We start from the raw sequence: 17,619 nt of genomic DNA, 5'->3' as shown, positions 1-17,619 counted from the left end.
GGAGCCGGGCTACTCCGCGTACACCACGCGCAGCTCCTCGAGCACCACCGGCATGTCCGGGGCGAAGTCCCGCCCGCCCGCGTGCTCGGTGAAGAACTGCTCGTGCACCTCGCGCCAGTGGCGCAGGGTGCGATCGCCCTCGCCCTCGGCGCGGGCGTGCTCCTCGTCGACCTCGTCGAAGGGGAGCACCCGCACCCGAGTCGTCACGACGAGCGCGCGGGGCGTGCCCGAGCCGTCGACGACGATGCCGAGCGTGCCGGCCGAGGGCAGCTCCTCCCCTTCGGCCTCGTACTCCCACTGCGACGAGGCGGTCGCGGTCTTGGTACCCGCGAGGACGAGGTCGAGCAGTTCGTCCGCCTGGGCCGGCGTCGCACCGAAGCCCCAGGCTGGCGGACGCAGCAGCGCCAGCGGGTTCTCACCCGTGTACGAGCTCACCGAGGCGAGGTCGGCGTGCTGCTGCGCCCGCTGCCAGAAGGCTTCGATGTCATCCATCAGCCCATGGTGCCAGCGCGGTGCCTCAGAAGCGGCGGCACTGGTCCTCCTTGTTGCCCTTGACCTTGTTGCGCGCGCCCTTGGGGGCGGGCGAGTTGCTCTTGCACTGCAGGTTGCCGTCGACGCGGTTGTCGTAGATGTTCTTCGCGCCGCTCTTGTTGCTGAAGACCTGGATGTCGCCGTCGACGGTGTTCTTGCGGATGCTCATGCTGCCGCCGGACTTCAGCTGGATGTTGCCGTCGATCGTGTTGTAGCCCAGGGCGACCGACCTGTGACCGGAGGACTGGATGTTGCCGTCGACGCGCATGTTGTGGCCCTTGAGCACGGCCTTGGAGCCGACGGTGATGTTGCCCTTGACCCGGGTGCCCTTGAGCGTGCAGGTGGCTCCCTTCGGGACCTTGACGTCGTCGACGGTGACCTTGCCGATCGTGCCGCGGCAGGTGCGGTCGCCGGCCGCGGCTGACGGAGCGGTCGCGACGGCAGCGGTGAGGACGAGCCCGGAGGCGGCGAGGGTGGAGAGGATGCGCTTCATGGTGGCGTGCCTTTCGACGTCCCGGGCCTGCCCCTGCGGCCGACCCCGATGACTGCACGCTAGGGAGCCACCATGAGGTGACCATGAGTCGCTCGTGAGGATCCCTTCATCGTCGCCGGCCCTCCGGCCCGGCGCAGGCCCACCGGGCCGGAGGACTGCCAGACTGGCCGCATGTCCAGGTGGGGCAAGAAGTAGAGGCAGGACGAGCAACCCGAGCCCGAGGAGCACGTCGACGACGACGCGGCCCCGGGGTGGCAGGCCATCGACGCGCGTGCGCAGCGGTCCACCCCCTGCTCGTCACCGACCCCTCCCGCGTGCCGCCCACCGACTGACCGCGGCCGCCGCCAGCGGCAGGGCCCGACCAGCAGCTATCCGGTCAGGGACGAGTCGCGGGCATGAGAAACCCCCTTCGCGTCCGGGGAGGAAGTCCGGCGCGAAGGGGGCATCCCTTCCAGGGGTGGTCCCGGAGCCCAGGGAGGCTCAGGAACCGTAGACCGAGCGGATACCCTCGCGATCCGCCTCGGTCATGCTCAGGTCGTCGCTCGAGCCGTTGCACTGCGGGTAGTGCATGATCGACGACGAGTCATACGGGGTCAGCGGACGCCAGTTGTTGTCCTCGAAGCAGGTCCCCGACTCAGGGCGGGTGTGCTCGTGACGGAAGCCGAGCGCGTGACCCAGCTCGTGCGCCAGGACGTTGTCGGCCGTCCAGGAGCCCGACGAGAAGATCTGGTCGGTGTTGACCAGCACGTTGCGCGCGGACTTCGAGGTGCTCGGGAAGAAGGCACGGGCGATGTAGCTGGCGCCCTGCACCGGCTCGACCGAGAAGAGGACGTTGTCGTTGCTCGTCGAGCAGTTGGCGTCCTGGCTGGAGTCGTAGGTGAAGTCGACCGCGGAGCTCGCGCTCTCCCACTGGTTACCGCCAGCCTCCATGGCGTCGACGATCGCCGCGTGGTCGGAGCCGAAGTCGGTGCTCACGCAGTAGGTGAGATCCTGCGCCTGGCTGGCGCTCCAGATGTCGTCCTTGCCGTAGACGGTGTTGACGATGAGCTGGTTTTCGTACTGCGGGTTGACGAGGTCCTGGTAGAAGTCGCGCAGCTGCTTCTCACCCTTGAGCGGCATGTCACCGTTGACGATGTACTGGCCGTCCGTCGGGTCCTGGTAGGTCCCGGACTTGAACTCCGAGTACGACGGCTCGTCGACCTGGTCCGCCTGGACGAGCCCGGCCCCGCCGAGCGAGACGACGGCGGCGAGCGCCAGGACGGTGGTAGCGCGCTTGGTGGTGCGCTTCATGTGCTTCACCCTTCATCTCCGGCCTCGCGATTGCGTTGCCTCGGTGGGTTGGACGCTATGCGCGCACCGTCCCTCGACTCCATCCCCAGCGCGTCAGGGATGCGGAAGGGCGCTTCAGGACTTCGTCAGGACCACCAAGCATTGGTCGCGGGCGAGGCCGAAGGGGGCGTCAGTCGCCGTCCGTGTGGATGCCGGCGAGGATCTCGAGGGTGCGCAGCCGCAGGTCGAGGGCAGGCGCCGGGTTGGTCAGCATGACCTCGTCCGCCCTTGCGAGAGAAGCGAACTGGCGCAGCCCCTCGGCCACCTGGGTCGCGTCGCCGACGATCGTGTGGGTGAGCATGTGACGGGCCTGCGCGCCCACGGCGGTGTCGAGGAGGGCGGTGACCATGTCGTCGTCGAGGCGGGAGTCGCTGCCGCCCACCCGGCCGGCGAGCATGCGCACCCGGGCCCGCAGCACCTGGTCCGCGGCGTCGGTCGCCGTGGCGCTGTCGTCGGCGGCGATGACGTTGGCCGCGGCGATGACGTAGGGGGCGTCGAGCTGCTCGCTCGGGGTGAAGCGCTCGCGGTAGACCTGCACGGCCTGCTCGAGCGCGTCAGGCGCGAAGTGGCTGGCGAAGGCGTAGGGCAGCCCGTAGGCGGCGGCGAGCTGGGCACCGAAGAGCGACGAGCCGAGGATGTAGAGGGGGACCCGGGTGCCGCGGCCGGGATAGGCGTGGATGCCGTCGACGATCGACTCGTCGGCGAGGTAGCCCTGCAGCTCGCGGACGTCCTGGGGGAAGGACTCGGCGGCGCGCGGGTCCGTGCGCAGCGCGCGCATCGTCGCGCCGTCGGTGCCGGGTGCGCGGCCGAGCCCGAGGTCGATGCGACCGGGGTGGAGCTCGGCGAGGGTGCCGAACTGCTCGGCGATGACGAGCGGCGAGTGGTTGGGGAGCATGACGCCGCCGGAGCCGACGCGGATCCGCTCGGTGCGGGCGGCGACGTGGCCGATGAGCACGGAGGTGGCGGCAGAGGCGATCCGGCCCATGTTGTGGTGCTCGGCGAACCAGAGACGCTCGAAGGCGCCCAGCTCGTCGGCCCGCTGGGCGAGGGTGACGGTGTCCGCGAGCGCGTCTCGGACGGGCTGGTCGCGGCCCACGGTGGCCAGGTCAAGGAGAGAGAGCTTCGGCATCACGTTGGCGGCAACCCCGTGCGGAGCGCAGGTATTCCACACCCGGCACCGCACGAAGGGAGCGGTCCACAGGTGGTCGCGGCCGCGCCGGCCCGTCGGCCGCACGACCTACTCTCCTGCCATGGACATCGGCGAGGCGCAGCGCATGGCGCGGGAGCTCATGGACGAGCACGGGCTGCACGACTGGCAGCTCGAGCTCGACCGGGCCAAGAAGCGCGCCGGCGTCTGCCGCTGGGGTCGCCGGTCGATCGGGCTGAGCGCGCCGCTGACCCGCCTGCACGACCGGGAGCAGGTGCGCGACACCGTCCTGCACGAGATCGCCCATGCTCTCGTCGGCCCACGCCACGGGCACGGCCCCCGCTGGCAGGCGATGGCCGTGAGCATCGGGGCCAGCCCCCGACGGTGCCTGCCGGAGGAGGCTGCGACGATCCCGGGCGCCTGGGTGGGGACCTGCCCGGCCGGGCACACCGTGGACCGGCACCGCCGCCCGTCGCGGGTCACCTCCTGCCGCGAGTGCAGTGCTGGGTTCTCGGCGGATGCCGTCTTCACCTGGACCCACGACGGGGTCCCCGCCGTGATGAGCCCGGCCTACGAGCGCGAGCTGACGACCATCGAGCGCCGCGCCTCCCGGTCCCCGTCGAGCGTCCCCGTCGCCATCGGCGACCGGGTCCGGGTCCTCACGCCGGGCCGCTACGAGGGCTTCGTCGGCGTCGTCACCAAACGAGGCCGCTCCCGGTACCACGTCCGTGGTCGCGGCATGGTGCTCACCGTCCCCTTCGACGACGTCGAGGCCGCCTGACCCGCCCCGAGTGATGGTCCGGGCGCCGACTCGTGGTTGGCTGGAGGGGTGAACGTTCGCGAGATCCTGCCCCCCGGTGTCGACCTGCCCGCTGACGGGACGGTCACGATGTTTTCCACGAGCTGGTGCGGCTACTGCCGCCGGCTGAAGTCCCAGCTCGACCGCGAGGGCATCGGCTACACCGAGATCAACATCGAGACGACTCCCGGCACTGCCGAGCTCGTCGAGGTCATCAACGCCGGCAACCAGACGGTGCCGACCGTGCTCTACCCCGACGGCTCCTCCGCGACCAACCCCTCCCTCGCCGACGTGAAGAAGGCGCTGGGCTGAGATGGCGCGCATGTCCTCCGCCACCCGCACTGCCATGGGCACGACCCTCGCCGGAACCGCCCTCTCGGCGCTGTCGGGGGCCCCGCACCAGCTGGGTCACCTCTTCCGCGGGCGCTTCCCCGCCGTCGCCGTGACCGGCATGACTGGTGTCGGCAAGACCCGGCTCGCCGACCGGCTGGCCCGGCGCACCACCGCGGAGAGCACCGTCGAGGTCGGCTCCGCGACGATGGAGCGGCGCACCCGGCGCTCGGCGAAGGGCAAGGGCTTCCGCTTCCGCGTCGTCCCCGGTGACAACGCGGCCACGCGCCTGGGCGCCCTGGACGAGGTCTTCCACGACGACCCCGTCGACGGTGTCCTGCACGTCGTCGCGTGGGGGCACGCGACCCCACGGCGCACCGCCGGCACGAGCGGTGACGCCGCCGCGACCCGTGAGGAGCAGCTGGCCGCCGAGCTCGAGGACTGGACGATCACGGCCCACCGCATCGCCTCCATGGCCCTGCGGCGCGACCGACCGGTGTGGCTCGTCATCGTCGTCACCAAGGCCGACCTCTTCCCCGACGAGGTCGACGACGCGGTCCGGTACTACAGCCCGGGCAGCGGCTCCCCCTTCGCGGCCAAGCTCGACGAGCTGCGCTCGCTCGCCGGCGGGGCCCGCCTGTCCGTCGACGTGCTGCCGATGTGCACCGAGCCGGCCGAAGGGGGCACCAAGGCCGCCCGCAAGGACGCCGACAAGCGGTGCAGCACGATGCTCACCGCCCTCGAGTCGCGCATGGCCCAACTGTCCGGGCACGTCTGAGCCTCGCCGCACCGGCATCGGACGACTCAGCCCCCTGCGCTGGCGAAGGCCGCCACCACCTCGAGGCAGGTGCTCGGCGCCTCCCACAGGTTGTTGTGCGTCCGCCCCGGCACGACAACCCGCTGCGACGACGAGATCCCTCGTGCCAGCTGCTCGCTCATCACCAGCGGCACGAGGTCGTCACGCTCGCCGTGGACGAGCAGCGTGGGGACGTCGATGCGGCCCACCAGCACGTCGGTCTCCCACCGGTCCGGCACGAGCCGGCGCGGGAAGACCCGCGCGACCCGCTGCACCATCGCGGTCATCGAGGTGAAGGGCGAGACGAGGACGAGACGCCCGCTCCCCTTCGAGGCCCCTCCGTCGTGGAGGACTCCCTCCGCGGCCAGGTGTGCGGCCACCGACGAGCCGAGCGACTCACCCACGAGCACCGTCCGCTCCGCGCGAAGGGAGAGGTGCGCCAGCCCGTCGCGCGCGGCCGCGAGGATCGCCTCCTGGTGCGGACGCCCGGCCGCCGGGCCGTATCCGGGGTACTCCACGGCCGCGAAGCCGAGGCCGTGCCGGGCGAAGAGCCCGGCGAGCGGGCTGATCGAGGCCAGATCAGAGCCGTTGCCGTGGAAGTAGACGATCGTGCGACCGCCTTCGGGGGCCGGCGCGTGGACGAGGTGGGTGCCTGCCGCCGTCGTCTCGACGGGCAGGCCGCCCTCCGGGTCCCACGCGGGGACGGGGTAGATGAGTCGGCGCAGCATCACTGGTCGGCCAGGAGCGGGAGGCGCCGCCCGTCGCCGGGGTCGGCATCGGGTATGACGTCGTCGGTGTCGACGAGGTAGACCTCGTGCCCGTCGAGGCGTAGCCGGCGCGCCGTCTCGAGCAGCATCCGCCTGCCGACGTCGGTCACCGAGTGCACGCCGGTGAGGTCGAGCACGACGGCATGCTGCTCGGGCGGGTCCTGCGAGAGCCGGCGCGCGACGAGCTCTGCGCCGCTGAAGCCGATGGTGCCCGACAGGTAGTAGGTGCGCATGGACTCGCCGCCGCGCTGGACGACCCGCGTCGACTGGATCACCGAGCGGGCTGGCGGCGCGACCTGCATGAGGTGCATGCCCATGTCCCTCGAGAGCCGCGCGAAGGCCTCGACGCCGCGGACGCTGTTGCCGTGCTCGTCGAGCGGTGGCGCGAAGGTCGCCAGGCCAGCCTGCCCGGGCAGCGCCCCGATGATGCCGCCGCCGACGCCGCTCTTGGCCGGGATGCCCACCGAGGAGACCCAGTCGCCCGCGGAGTCGTACATGCCGCAGGTGAGCATGACCGACATGACGTGGCGGACCTGGGCGCCGGTGAAGACCTGCTTGCCGGTCACCGGTTGCATGCCGCCGTTGGCGAGGGTCGCCGCCATGAGCGCGAGGTCGCTCGCGGTGACGAGCACGGCGCACTGGCGTGAGTAGGCGCTCACGACCTCCTCCGCCGAGTCGGTGAGGATGCCGTGGCTACGCAGCATGTGGGCGATGGCCAGGTTGCGGTCGGCGGTGGCGACCTCCGAGCGCCACACGTCCTCGTCGACGGACAACTCACGACCGGCGAGGTCGGACAGGAGCCGGATGATCCGCTCGACCCGCTCGTGGGGCGCGGTGTCGGGCTCGCCGACGAGGGAGTGGGCGGTGATCGCCCCGGCGTTGATCATCGGGTTGCGCGGGCGGCCACTGGCGTCGAGGGAGAGCTCGTCGAAGGGTTCGCCGCTCGGCTCGACGTCGATCCTCTCCAGGACCTGCTCCAGTCCGTGGTCGCGCACGGCGAGCCCGTAGACGAAGGCCTTGGAGATCGACTGGATCGTGAACTCGTGCTCGGCGTCGCCGACGGCGTAGACCTCGCCGTCGATCGTCGCGAGCGCGATGCCGAAGCGGTCGGGGTCGACCTTCGCCAGCTCGGGGATGTAGGAAGCGGGCTCGCCCCCCCTTCGGCGCGGAGCAGGCCTCGGCGACCTCGGTCAGGTAGTCGGGCACGGGAGAGCGCATGTCCCGATCCTGTCAGGCGAGGACGCAGGGGGGGCGAGCGTGCATCACCCCAGCGGCACGCACACCTCGGTGATGAGGTCCTCCGGGGCGGCCTGCGAGGGGTCGACGAGATAGCAGTTGAAGCCGAGGACGGCGATGTCGTCGTCGAGGCCGGAGCGCGGGGCGAGGGTCAGCCCCTCGGACCGGACCAGCTCGTCGATGCGGGCATGGGCCTCGCTGATCAGCGTGTACGGCCCCTCGACGCGAGCGAGGACGACCTCCTGCTCAGGCAGCTCGTGCACCTCGAGGGGCGCCTGCGCGGTGGTGCCGGGAGGCACGGGCAACCAGATGGACAGGGTCGGGTCGGCCTCGCGGTACTCGGGGTCGTGCTCGAAGACGCCGCACGGACCGGTGGGGACCAGCCCCTGACGCTCGAGCTCGGGGAGCAGCCGCTCCCACAGCCGACCCTCCTGGTCGTAGGCGGGGACGGTGCCGCGCAGGGCGACGACGGTGCGGGCGGGGACGGTCGTACGGGTGACGGTGATGGTGGACATGGCAGTGCCTTCCTGGTCGAGGAGCTGGTCGATGAGTGCCAGCCGCTCCCGGGCCGCGCGCAGCTCGTCGCCGAGGGACTCCCGCTGCAGGGCGAGTGCCTGCCGGTAGCTCTCGGTGCCGTGGGCGGCGAGGAGGACCGAGATGGCGGACACCGTGAAGCCCACGTCGCGCAGCCGCCTCACGTGGGCGGCCTCGGCGAGCTGCTCGGGCGCGTAGCGGCGGTAGCCGGAGGCCGCGTCCACGTCGGCGGGCACGAGGATCCCGTGCTCGCCGTAGTGGCGCAGCATCCGCACGCTGAGACGCGACCGGGAGGAGAACTCGCCGATCGACATGAGGTCCGGGGTGTCGGTCATGGGCCCACCCTGTCGCCTCACACGGTGTGAGGGTCAAGGACGCAGTGGAACCGGGACCGGCTCCGACCCGTCCCATCCCCGACAGCGACGACAGGAGCGACCATGACCCGGCGGCACCTCACCCTCACGACGGCCCTCGCCCTCGCGCTGCCCCTCGGCGGATGCGGGGTGCTCGACCGAGACCAGGACCCCGTCCCGCTGACGATCACCGCGAGCGACTGGAACGGCTGGGACCCCGACCACGAGTCCACCGACACCACGACCGACGTCGAGGCGGTCGAGGGCCAGACCGTCCGCGTCGACGACGACCTCGAGATCACCTTCACCGACGTCGACGACGGCGAGGTCGAGATCCGCACGACCGAAGCGATGTCGCCGGTCAACGACGGCGGCGGGATCAACCTGCTCGACCCGGAGCACGACTTCACCGTCGATCGCGGGACCCCGCTCGAGCTCGCCACCCCGACGACGGACGCGGGCACGACCTACGAGCTGACCCTCACCGACTGAGCCTCACCAGATCGACTCGACCCACTCGGGGTGGTCGATGAAGGGATTGCGGTTGCCCTGCCAGTTGTCGAAGATCCGCTCGTTGCGCCGCTGCTCGAAGGCGTCGGGCGGGTCCTCCTGGCTCCACTGCTTGAGGACCGAGAGCCGCCCCATGTAGGGGTTGGAGCCGTTGTTGACCTGGTCGTTGACCTCGAGATCGATCCGGTCGCCCGACTCGTAGCGGACCGCCATGTAGAAGATCATCCGGGCCACGTCGCCCTTGACCTCGTCGCGCGGCTCCCACGAGTCACTGTCGGAGTAGTTGCCGGCAGCCTCGCCGTTCTCGCTGCCGCCGTTGTCGAAGTCGAGGTTGCCCCGGTCGCTGTTGACGGTGACGTCGGTGGGGCGCAGGTGGTGCAGGTCGGTGCCCGGGCCGTTGGACGTGCCGAAGTCGCCGTGGCTCTTGGCCCAGACGTGCTCACGGTTCCAGTTGTCCACTCCCCCACCGTTGTTCGACTTCGGCGAGGAAGTGCCCTTGTAGAGCAGGACGACGCTGCTGGTGTCTTGCGGGTCCTCGTCGACGTCCTTGATGCCGTCCCAGACCTGGTCGTAGGACAGGACGGTGTGCGTGCTGATGATGTCGTGCAGCCTGGACTTGAGGGCCGAGCCGGTCAGGCCGGCGGTGCCGTCGTAGTAGCTGCCGGGGTCGGTCGGCTCGCCGGGATCCTCGGGCTCCTCGGGGGCGGTGCCGTCGGCGAGCGCGATGGCACTGGTGCCCGTCACCCCGGCGTGGGAGAAGTAGGCCTCGAGCGCGCCGGTGACGTCGACCTGCTGTCCCACGAGGTCGGGGTTGCTGGCCAGCCCCCACTGCGAGCGCAGCGCCGAGGGGACCTGCACGTAGAGCATCTTGCCGGTGTCCGTCTCGCCCGGCGTCGCCGCGATCGCGATGGCGTAGTCGTTGGGGAAGCCGCTCGTCACGACCCGGTCGGTCGCGGTCGGCTGGCCGACGACGTAGCCACGGACGGTCTGCGTCGCGCCGTCCTGCTGACCGAGGGCCGCGGTGACGGTGAGCGGGGTCGCGGCAGCCTGGCTGGTGGCGGCGGTGACCGTGAGCGCCTGCGAGGGCAGGCTCGGCAGGGCGACGAGGGCGGCCGCGGCGGAGATGCCGACGAGCCGGCGGATCGTGCGGGACATGGGTGGACCTCACGGGTGGGCGAAGGGGGTCGCCCCCATGCTCGCGACGCTCCGGGCCCCGTGGGTGAACAGCAGGTCAGGGCCCGGTCCGGGTTTCCCCTCGTCCGAGCCAGACCGTCGGCCGGCTGGCCGTGCACCCTCTGTGCGTGCACACCAGGGCGCCCTGGTGCATCTCACGGCGGATGCCGCCACGAGATGCACCAGGACGCCCTCCGGTGCTCGGGGGTGCGTGCCTCAGATCGTCGCGGCGTCGATGACGAAGCGGTAGCGCACGTCGGAGGCGACGACGCGGTCCCAGGCCTCGTTGACCTTGTCGGCCGGGATGACCTCGATCTTGGCGCCGATGCCCTTCTCTGCACAGAAGTCGAGCATCTCCTGGGTGCCGGGGATCCCGCCGATGTTGGATCCAGCGAGCGCCTTGCTGCCTCCGATGAGGGAGAAGACCGGGACCTCGAAGGGCTCGGCCGGGGCGCCGACGTTGACCAGGGTGCCCTCGGGGGCGAGCAGCGACAGGTACTTCTTGATCGGCAGGTCGGCGCTCACGGTGTTGAGGATGAGGTCGAACTTGCCGCGCAGGTCGGTGAAGGTCTCGGCGTCGCTCGTCGCCCGGTAGTCGGTGGCGCCGAGTGCGACGCCGTCCTCCTGCTTCTTCAGCGACTGCGAGAGCACGGTGACCTCGGCGCCGAGGGCGACGGCCAGCTGGACGCCCATGTGCCCGAGTCCGCCGAGACCCACGACCGCGACCTTGGAGCCCTCGCGCACGCCCCAGCGGCGCAGCGGGGTCCACGTCGTGATGCCGGCGCACAGCAGCGGGGCGGCGACGTCGAGCTCGAGGCCCTCGGGGATCTTCAGCGCGAAGTCGGCGTCGACGACGACGTGCGTCGAGTAGCCGCCCTGCGTGGTCGTGCCGTCGCGGTCGGTCGCGTTGTACGTGCCGATCGCGTCGGGGCAGTACTGCTCGTGGCCCGCCCGGCAGGCATCGCACTCGCCGCAGGAGTTGACGAGGCAGCCGACGCCCACGCGGTCACCGACGGCGTGCTTCGTCACCTCGGAGCCGACCTCGGCGACGGTGCCGGCGATCTCGTGGCCGACGACGATGGGGTAGGGCACGTCGCCCCACTCGGCGCGGGCGGTGTGGATGTCGCTGTGGCAGATGCCGGCGTAGGCGATCTCGATGAGGACGTCGTTGGGGCCGACGTCCCGACGCTCGATGGTCGTCGCGGTCAGGGGTTCGGTGGCGGACGGGGCCGCCCAGGCCTTCACGGTGCGCACGGGGCGCTCCTCTCGAGTGGACGAAGGGGGAACCCCCTCAGTCAACTCCTGCTCCCCGCGAGGACCAAACGCGGCCTGAGCCCGGTGGCGTGCCCCCTCGGGCGCTGACGGCTCGGGGCGCGCCACCCCCTCGCCCCTGGGCGTGGATATCGACGATGGACGCGGTCATTGCCGCGCCCATCGTCGACAACTGCGCCAGGACGTCGAGACGGGACGACAGAGGGCCTTCACTCCGCCCACCATCCGCCTCTCACCCCACCTCTCTGGTCGAGGTGAGGTCACCTCTGGCGCTCACGCGTCGACGGTCTGCTGCTCCCAGGCCGCGTACCCGCAGACGAGGTCGGTGACGTCCGGGTGGCCGACCGAGCGCAGCAGGCTCGCCGCGATGCGCAGGGCACGGACGTTAATACCCCCGGGGGCATCTGTCCAACCCAGCTCGGCGGTCGCAGACCTGGCCAGGCGTCGCTGTTGCCACATGGCTGCCCCTCTCCGGGCAGCCATGCGCGCACAACGTTGGTGGGTTGGGCGAAGGGAGGGTGAGTTCAGTCCCACCGATACCCCGCGGGGTATACTCCGTCTGTCACGACACGCAGACGGAACGGGAGGACGGACATGCAGTACGGCATCACGACCACCGTGGACGCCCCCTTCGAGCTGGCCCTGTCTGCGACGCGCGAGGCGCTCGCCGACCAAGGCTTCGGTGTCCTCACCGAGATCGACCTCGCCGGCACGCTCAAGGCGAAGGTCGACGCAGACCTACCCCCCTACGTCATCCTCGGTGCCTGCCGTCCCCAGCTGGCGCAGCAGGCGGTGGCCCACGAGCCCTCGATCGGGCTCCTACTGCCGTGCAATGTCGTCGTGCGCGCCGACGGCGACGTCCGCACCGTCGTCGAGGCCCTCGACCCCGACATGATGGTCGGGGTGACGGACAATGAGCAGCTGCAGGACGTCGCAGCCGACGCCCGCACCCGCCTCGACACCGCTCTGGCCTCGCTGCCGAGCAGGGTCTCCTGACCCACCGACCCCGAAGGAGAGAGACATGGTCACCCTCGACATGGAGGACATGGGCCCGGTCGTCAACCGACTGCGCCGCGCCCAGGGTCAGATCGGCGGCGTCATCCGCCTCATCGAGGAGGGGCGCGACTGCAAGGAGGTCGTGACCCAGCTCGCCGCAGCGAGCCGCGCCCTCGACCGCGCGGGCTTCGCCATCGTCTCCTCTGGCCTGCGAGAGTGCCTCTCCTCGCCCGACGGGGTCGACGAGGACGACCGCGCTGCGATGGAAAAGCTCTTCCTCACCCTCGCCTGACGCCCGGCGGCGGGGGCGGCTGACCGGGCGGCGGCCCACCCACACCCGGAGGGTGCGGGGAGGCCTGCGCCGCAGCGGGACCCGCGGCCTGCCACGGGGTGAGCCCGCGCTGCATCCCGTCGGCGATCTGCTCGATGGCACGACCGCTGCTGCGCCAGCCGCCGGCCTCGGTCTCCCACACGAAGGTCCAGCCCTCACGCACCTCGACGTGCCAGTGCCGCCCGAAGACCATCCGGCCGAGCAGGGCGAAGGGCAGGACGAGCAGCAGCAGGAGCAGCTCCAGGGCGACGACCAGCGCGACGATGGCGATGGGGATGATGAGGAGCAGCAGCAGGACACCGATGATCATGCTGATCGGGTCGTCGCCGAGCCCCGACCCGCTGGGGACCTGCCACCAGTCCCCGATGCTCGACCTGCGGCGCCACGGCATCCAGCGCCTCGAGACCCGCCACGTCCTGCCCTTGGGGTCGACGACCTTCATGGCTCTCCCTTCGTCCTGTCGGGCCACACCCTGCCAGCGCGGGCGCCGCGCGCCGTGGGGAGCGCTCCCCATCGAGACCGGCCGTGACCGTCCGATAGCGTCCGTCGCGACGAAGGGAGCAGACGTGGCCGTGACGGAGGGCGGGGACCCGCAGCGGATGCACGAGGTGAGCGGGCAGCTCGCCGACAGCGCGGGCCTGATCCACGACATCGCCCAGCGCGGGACCGGACAGCTGGCCCTCCTGCTCGCGAGCTGGTCGGGCCCCGACGCGGAGGGCTTCGCGCACGCGTGGCCCGATGCCCGGTCGGCCCTGGCCCGGGCAGAGACCTCGTGCCGCACAATGGCGACCGAGCTGCAGCAGCAGGCCGACGACCAGGAGCGCGGGAGCGCGGCGCGGGCCAGCGCGGGCGCGAGCACCGGGCGCGCGCTCGGCACGGGCGCGCCCGACTCCCTCGCCGGACCGCGGGCGCCGATCGGTCTGGGCGTGCCGGACCTGCCGCTCGCCAACGAGATCACCGCACCGGCAGCACCCCCGCCGCCCTCCGACGACCCGCTCGAGGGGCAGCTCGGCGAGATCCCGCCCGAGGTCGCCGCGCAGTGGGAGACCTACACGGACGACGAGCGCCGGGCGATCCTCGAGCAGATGGTCCTCGAGCAGGCGGAGGAGTACGGGATCGACCCACCCCCGCTCGTGAAGTTCGGTGATGCGGACGGCGATGCCGGCGCGTACTACGACCCCAACCTGTGGAACCGCGGTCGCGGCCGGGTCGTCATCGACGACTCCGACCTGGCCAACCCCGACGTGCTCAACACCGCGTCCCACGAGACCCGCCACGCCATGCAGCAGCAGGCCGTGGAGGACGGCACGACGAGCTGGTGGGAGGACTGGCGCGGCATCGAGCCGACCTACGACAACGGGGTGACGCCGGAAGAGGTGGAGGCGTGGCACGACAACCAGGGCGACTACACCGAGTGGGACGAGGACCCGCAGGGCTATGTCGACCAGCCGCTCGAGGCCGATGCCTTCGAGGAGGAGCGTCGCCGTGCCGAGGAGCTCACCCCCGAGGAGCTCGACCGGCTGCTCGAGGCCTCGGAGTCCGGCTGACCCTCACGTCTCCCGGTCGACGAGCCAGCGGAGCAGCGGCGCGACGTCGTCCGGCAGCGGCTCGTCGACGGCCGTCCAGCGGACCTCGTCGATCTCGGCGGCCGGGTGCACGACCGGCCCCGTGACGTGCGACAGGTGCGGGTGCCGGAAGACGCTCGCGATGAGCGGTCGCCCCGCCTCGTTGGCGGCCGCGGTGCGGTGGACGGCGACGAGCTCGAGGCGCTCCGCGTCGAGCACGAGGCCGAGCTCCTCCTCGACCTCGCGCAGCGCGCACTGCGCGGCGGTCTCGCCCGGCTCGGGCTTGCCGCCGGGGTGCATGAAGGCGGCGGTGCCACGCTTGCGCACCGTGAGCACCCGCCCTCCGGCATCGCGCAGGTCGACGGCGCTGACGACGATCGCGTCACCGACCTCACGGGGCCGGTCGCTCGCGAGCGCCGCGTAGACGAGGGTGTCGGTCCACTCGCCCTTGCTGAAGAGGTCCTGCCGGTGAGTGGCCTCGTGACGCATGCCGAGGCGCTCGCACAGCGCGGCCGAGGCGAGGTTACGGGCATCGAGCTCGGCGACGACGCGGTGCACGCCGTGGTGGTCGAAGGCGTGGTCGAGCACCGCCGCGGCGGCCTCCGTCGCGAAACCCCGCCCGGCGTCGTCGGGGTGGAAGACCCAGCCCACCTCGCACGTGGCTCCGCTGGCGTCCCTGGCCCACAGTGCGACGTCACCGACGACTCGCCCCTCGTGCTCGACGACGAGGGCCAGCCTCCGTCGTGGCCCGTCGAGCCCGGTCCGCTCGACGCGCTCGGCGATGCGCTCCCGGGCGATGGCCGGGGTCCACGGGGGCTCGAGCAGGTGATGCGCCACCTGCGGGTCGCCGTAGTACGCGAGGCTGGCGTCGAGATCGGCGTGGGTGTATGGCCGCAGCAGCAGCCGCTCCGTGGTGATCGGCAGCAGCGAGGTCGAACCCGTCATGCCGGGTCGAGGACGAACCACACGTCCGGGCCGTCGACGACCTCGTGCACGTCGACGACCCGACCGTCGACGGTGCGCGTGGCCTGACGACGGGGGGTGACCCCCTTCGCTCGCATGACGTCGTACTCGTCGGCGACGCGCAGGACCGACCACGGGCGCTCCTGCGTGCCGTCGCCCGTGGCGAGGACGCTCGCGACGGACAGCGTGTGCAGGGTGGCTTCGCGACGGGCGGCGTCGTCATCACCCAGCGCTTCGTGCGCTGCGGCGAGCAGGCGGTGGGCCAGGGGGTTGAGGGCGGCACCGGGCATCTTGGCGTGGACCGCGTCGAGCGCCTCGCGGTGACGCCCCGCCTCGAGCAGCGGGATGACCCCCCGCAGGTCGACGTCGGGGTCGAAGCTGCCTGAGGACCGCACCGCGTGGCGCAGCGCGGCCAGGTTGGCGGGAGTCTGCTCGGTCAGGTACCGCGTCACGAGCTCGCGCAGCGTCTGGGCGTGGGCCTCGGTCATCGTCCCTCCTCGGGTGGTCTGCCCCGACCGTATCCGCCGCGCGGGAGTGCAGGCCACGCTCGGCTGGCTCCCAGACACGATGCCTAGGGTTGTCACGCACCCCATCCCGGAGACGCCATGACCGAGCCCACCGCCGCGCCCCCGCCCACGGAGCCGACCGCCGTGCTGCCCGAGGAGGCGATCCGACGGTTCGCGCAGATCCGCGACGAGTTCACCCGGATGATGCTCGGCTACCGCTTCGGGATGGAGCAGGTCGCGACCCGGCTGGAGATCCTGCGCGAGGAGTTCACCGAGCTGCACCTCGACAACCCGATCGAGCACATCTCGACGCGGGTGAAGTCCCCCGAGTCGATCCTCGAGAAGGCGGCGCGTCAGGGCGTCGAGCTCGACATCCCGCAGCTGCGCGAGCACATCACCGACATCGCCGGCGTGCGGGTCATCTGCTCCTTCGTCGCCGACGTCTACCGACTCATGGCCGCGCTCACCGACCAGCCGGACATCACGGTGCGGGTCGTCAAGGACTACATCGCCAACCCCAAGCCCAACGGCTACCGCTCGCTGCACGTCATCCTCGAGATCCCCGTCTTCCTCTCCTCGGGTCCGGTGCAGGTGCCCGTCGAGGTGCAGTTCCGCACGGTCGCCATGGATTTTTGGGCGAGCACGGAGCACAAGATCTTCTACAAGTACGAAGGGGACGTCCCGGCCGATCTGCGGCAGCGGATCACCGACGCGGCCGGCACGGCGGCCCGGATGGACGAGGAGATGGCGCAGCTGCACCGGGCGGTGCACGGGGACTGAGCAGGTCCCGGGCATCCCGTCCACAGGCCCTGTTACCAATTCGTGTCCACATGCCCTACTCTTCTCCCGACCCCACACACGGGGGTTGCCACCGGGTCGCCGAATCCTGCCAGCCCGAATGGCCCCTGACACGTCACGGCAGGAGCGGGGGACCCACCGATCCACGGCACTCGTGCCTTGGGGTGCAGTCCTCTCGGTCTTCGGACCGGAAGGGCGGGGTGCTTCTCCACCTCAACCCGACAGCTAACTCCGTAGGCGCAGGAGAGTTCGCCATGTCGATGTTCTACACCGGGCGCCACCGCGCCCCCCAGCAAGTCCTCCCAGACCGGCAAGCGTGCGGGCGCGACCATGGTCGCCGTCGCGGCCGTCAGCCTCGGTACCGCCACCGCCGGTGCGCAGAGCGCGACCGCCGCCCCCGCGACGCAGTCGACCCAGTCGGCCACCGCCAAGGCCTCCTTCTCCGGTCTGGTCAAGCAGGGCTCACGCGGCACCGTCGTCAAGCAGATCCAGCGCAAGGTCGGCGTGACCGCCGACGGCGTCTTCGGCCCGAAGACCAAGGCGGCCGTCAAGCGCTGGCAGAAGCGCAAGGGCCTGGCCGCCGACGGCGTCGTCGGTCCGCGCACGGGCACCAAGATGGGCCTGAAGTCGTCGAGCAGCCGCTCGACCTCGACCCGCTCCTCGCGCACCTCGACCCGCTCGGTCTCCAGCAGCTCGGTCCTCTCGACCGCCTCCAGCCTCGTCGGCACCCCGTACCGCTCCGGCGGCACGACGCCCTCCGGCTTCGACTGCTCGGGCTTCACCAGTTACGTCTACGCCCGCCACGGCAAGACCCTGCCGCGTACGGCCGAGCAGCAGCGTCGCTCCACGTCCCGCGTCTCCTCGCCCCGCGCCGGCGACCTCGTCTTCTTCGGCGCCCCGGCGTGGCACGTGGGCATCTACGCCGGCAACGGCAAGATGTACGACGCCGGCAACTCGCGCGTCGACACGACCAAGCGCGCCATCTGGACCAGCGCCGTCACCTACGGCCGCGTCTGATCCGACCGGCCCAGCCGTACGCCACGAAGGGCGGTCCCGACCACGGTCGGGACCGCCCTTCGTCATGCCACCCCACCGCATTTCCCTAGGGAAATGACCACCCCACCCCCCTGACGGCCACCCCAGCCCGCATTTCCCTAGGGAAATGCGSGCGGGGGTGCGCATTTCCCTAG

General features: G+C 71.4%; 22 protein-coding genes and 1 riboswitch. Of the genes, 9 read left to right on the top strand and 13 right to left on the bottom strand.

Annotated elements, in window-relative coordinates:
* Positions 1-9: 9 nt before the first annotated feature.
* The 4 genes from B277_RS00450 to B277_RS00435 all read right to left on the bottom strand — a co-directional run bounded on the left by B277_RS00450 (position 10) and on the right by B277_RS00435 (position 3,482).
* On the bottom strand, positions 10-492 hold the full coding sequence (locus B277_RS00450; RefSeq protein ID WP_007923876.1) for an ASCH domain-containing protein: 483 nt from the start codon (positions 490-492) through the stop codon (positions 10-12).
* Between the two features lie 25 nt (positions 493-517).
* Entirely contained in the window at positions 518-1,024 is a 507-nt protein-coding gene (locus B277_RS00445; RefSeq protein WP_007923870.1) for a hypothetical protein, read from the bottom strand.
* Positions 1,025-1,504: 480 nt separating this feature from the next.
* A complete protein-coding gene (locus tag B277_RS00440) occupies positions 1,505-2,314 on the bottom strand; it encodes a M57 family metalloprotease (protein WP_007923867.1) in 810 nt (269 codons plus the stop codon).
* Positions 2,315-2,483: 169 nt separating this feature from the next.
* The gene (locus B277_RS00435; protein WP_007923865.1) at positions 2,484-3,482 is read right to left on the bottom strand and encodes an LLM class flavin-dependent oxidoreductase; all 999 of its coding nucleotides are present in this window, start codon (positions 3,480-3,482) and stop codon (positions 2,484-2,486) included.
* A 121-nt stretch (positions 3,483-3,603) separates the two neighbouring features.
* Here B277_RS00435 and B277_RS00430 point away from each other — a divergent pair, with 121 nt between their 5' ends.
* The 3 genes from B277_RS00430 to B277_RS00420 all read left to right on the top strand — a co-directional run bounded on the left by B277_RS00430 (position 3,604) and on the right by B277_RS00420 (position 5,407).
* The gene (locus B277_RS00430) at positions 3,604-4,281 is read left to right on the top strand and encodes a SprT-like domain-containing protein (protein WP_007923863.1); all 678 of its coding nucleotides are present in this window, start codon (positions 3,604-3,606) and stop codon (positions 4,279-4,281) included.
* Between the two features lie 108 nt (positions 4,282-4,389).
* Positions 4,390-4,611: a mycoredoxin gene (locus tag B277_RS00425; RefSeq protein ID WP_040880435.1), complete on the top strand. Its 222-nt coding sequence runs from the start codon at positions 4,390-4,392 to the stop codon at positions 4,609-4,611.
* A 10-nt stretch (positions 4,612-4,621) separates the two neighbouring features.
* Complete coding sequence (locus B277_RS00420; protein WP_238148095.1) at positions 4,622-5,407, top strand: GTPase domain-containing protein; 786 nt, start codon at positions 4,622-4,624, stop codon at positions 5,405-5,407.
* A 26-nt stretch (positions 5,408-5,433) separates the two neighbouring features.
* On the opposite strand, the gene B277_RS00415 is transcribed toward B277_RS00420, so the two are convergent.
* From B277_RS00415 to B277_RS00405, 3 genes are all read right to left on the bottom strand, one after another.
* Complete coding sequence (locus tag B277_RS00415) at positions 5,434-6,153, bottom strand: alpha/beta hydrolase (RefSeq protein ID WP_007923857.1); 720 nt, start codon at positions 6,151-6,153, stop codon at positions 5,434-5,436.
* Entirely contained in the window at positions 6,153-7,319 is a 1,167-nt protein-coding gene (locus B277_RS00410; protein ID WP_238539332.1) for a glutaminase, read from the bottom strand. Before B277_RS00410 ends, B277_RS00415 begins: the two co-directional genes overlap by 1 nt.
* Before the next feature lie 135 nt (positions 7,320-7,454).
* Positions 7,455-8,297, bottom strand: coding sequence for a MerR family transcriptional regulator (locus B277_RS00405; RefSeq protein ID WP_007923855.1), 843 nt, complete (start codon positions 8,295-8,297; stop codon positions 7,455-7,457).
* A 102-nt stretch (positions 8,298-8,399) separates the two neighbouring features.
* Here B277_RS00405 and B277_RS00400 point away from each other — a divergent pair, with 102 nt between their 5' ends.
* The gene (locus tag B277_RS00400) at positions 8,400-8,807 is read left to right on the top strand and encodes a hypothetical protein (protein ID WP_007923854.1); all 408 of its coding nucleotides are present in this window, start codon (positions 8,400-8,402) and stop codon (positions 8,805-8,807) included.
* A 3-nt stretch (positions 8,808-8,810) separates the two neighbouring features.
* Here B277_RS00400 and B277_RS00395 read toward each other — a convergent pair whose 3' ends face one another.
* The 3 genes from B277_RS00395 to B277_RS00385 all read right to left on the bottom strand — a co-directional run bounded on the left by B277_RS00395 (position 8,811) and on the right by B277_RS00385 (position 11,729).
* Positions 8,811-9,980, bottom strand: a complete 1,170-nt coding sequence (locus B277_RS00395) for an endonuclease (protein WP_007923853.1) — start codon at positions 9,978-9,980, stop codon at positions 8,811-8,813.
* 234 nt (positions 9,981-10,214) lie between these two features.
* Positions 10,215-11,252 carry an NAD(P)-dependent alcohol dehydrogenase gene (locus tag B277_RS00390; protein ID WP_007923852.1) on the bottom strand — a complete coding sequence of 346 codons (1,038 nt, stop codon included), beginning with the start codon at positions 11,250-11,252 and terminating at the stop codon, positions 10,215-10,217.
* A gap of 291 nt (positions 11,253-11,543) precedes the next feature.
* Positions 11,544-11,729: a rhodanese-like domain-containing protein gene (locus B277_RS00385; protein ID WP_007923851.1), complete on the bottom strand. Its 186-nt coding sequence runs from the start codon at positions 11,727-11,729 to the stop codon at positions 11,544-11,546.
* A 135-nt stretch (positions 11,730-11,864) separates the two neighbouring features.
* On the opposite strand from B277_RS00385, the gene B277_RS00380 reads away from it, so the two are divergent.
* Together B277_RS00380 and B277_RS00375 are read left to right on the top strand one after the other, a co-directional pair.
* Complete coding sequence (locus B277_RS00380) at positions 11,865-12,266, top strand: DUF302 domain-containing protein (RefSeq protein ID WP_007923850.1); 402 nt, start codon at positions 11,865-11,867, stop codon at positions 12,264-12,266.
* A 25-nt stretch (positions 12,267-12,291) separates the two neighbouring features.
* A complete protein-coding gene (locus B277_RS00375; protein WP_007923848.1) occupies positions 12,292-12,558 on the top strand; it encodes a metal-sensitive transcriptional regulator in 267 nt (88 codons plus the stop codon).
* On the opposite strand, the gene B277_RS00370 is transcribed toward B277_RS00375, so the two are convergent.
* Entirely contained in the window at positions 12,545-13,039 is a 495-nt protein-coding gene (locus B277_RS00370) for a hypothetical protein (RefSeq protein ID WP_007923847.1), read from the bottom strand. The two genes, B277_RS00375 and B277_RS00370, sit on opposite strands and share 14 nt — an antisense overlap.
* Before the next feature lie 124 nt (positions 13,040-13,163).
* Between B277_RS00370 and B277_RS00365 the strand changes: the two genes are divergently transcribed.
* Positions 13,164-14,144 carry a WXG100 family type VII secretion target gene (locus B277_RS00365; protein WP_007923845.1) on the top strand — a complete coding sequence of 327 codons (981 nt, stop codon included), beginning with the start codon at positions 13,164-13,166 and terminating at the stop codon, positions 14,142-14,144.
* A gap of 3 nt (positions 14,145-14,147) precedes the next feature.
* Here B277_RS00365 and B277_RS19625 read toward each other — a convergent pair whose 3' ends face one another.
* A complete protein-coding gene (locus tag B277_RS19625; protein WP_007923843.1) occupies positions 14,148-15,107 on the bottom strand; it encodes a GNAT family N-acetyltransferase in 960 nt (319 codons plus the stop codon).
* Positions 15,104-15,613 (bottom strand): DUF4919 domain-containing protein, encoded by a 510-nt coding sequence (locus B277_RS00355; protein ID WP_007923841.1) that lies wholly within the window; start codon positions 15,611-15,613, stop codon positions 15,104-15,106. Before B277_RS00355 ends, B277_RS19625 begins: the two co-directional genes overlap by 4 nt.
* A 117-nt stretch (positions 15,614-15,730) precedes the next feature.
* Between B277_RS00355 and B277_RS00350 the strand changes: the two genes are divergently transcribed.
* On the top strand, positions 15,731-16,411 hold the full coding sequence (locus B277_RS00350; RefSeq protein WP_007923839.1) for a GTP pyrophosphokinase: 681 nt from the start codon (positions 15,731-15,733) through the stop codon (positions 16,409-16,411).
* Positions 16,412-16,508: 97 nt separating this feature from the next.
* Positions 16,509-16,677: riboswitch (cyclic di-AMP (ydaO/yuaA leader) on the top strand.
* 82 nt (positions 16,678-16,759) lie between these two features.
* A complete protein-coding gene (locus B277_RS00345; protein WP_007923835.1) occupies positions 16,760-17,446 on the top strand; it encodes a C40 family peptidase in 687 nt (228 codons plus the stop codon).
* Positions 17,447-17,619 lie beyond the last annotated feature (173 nt).

This window comes from Janibacter hoylei PVAS-1, from assembly GCF_000297495.1.
Taxonomy (GTDB): Bacteria; Actinomycetota; Actinomycetes; order Actinomycetales; family Dermatophilaceae; genus Janibacter; species Janibacter hoylei.
The sequence above is the reverse complement of the archived record's forward strand: the minus strand, read 5'-3'. Positions and strand labels throughout refer to the sequence as shown.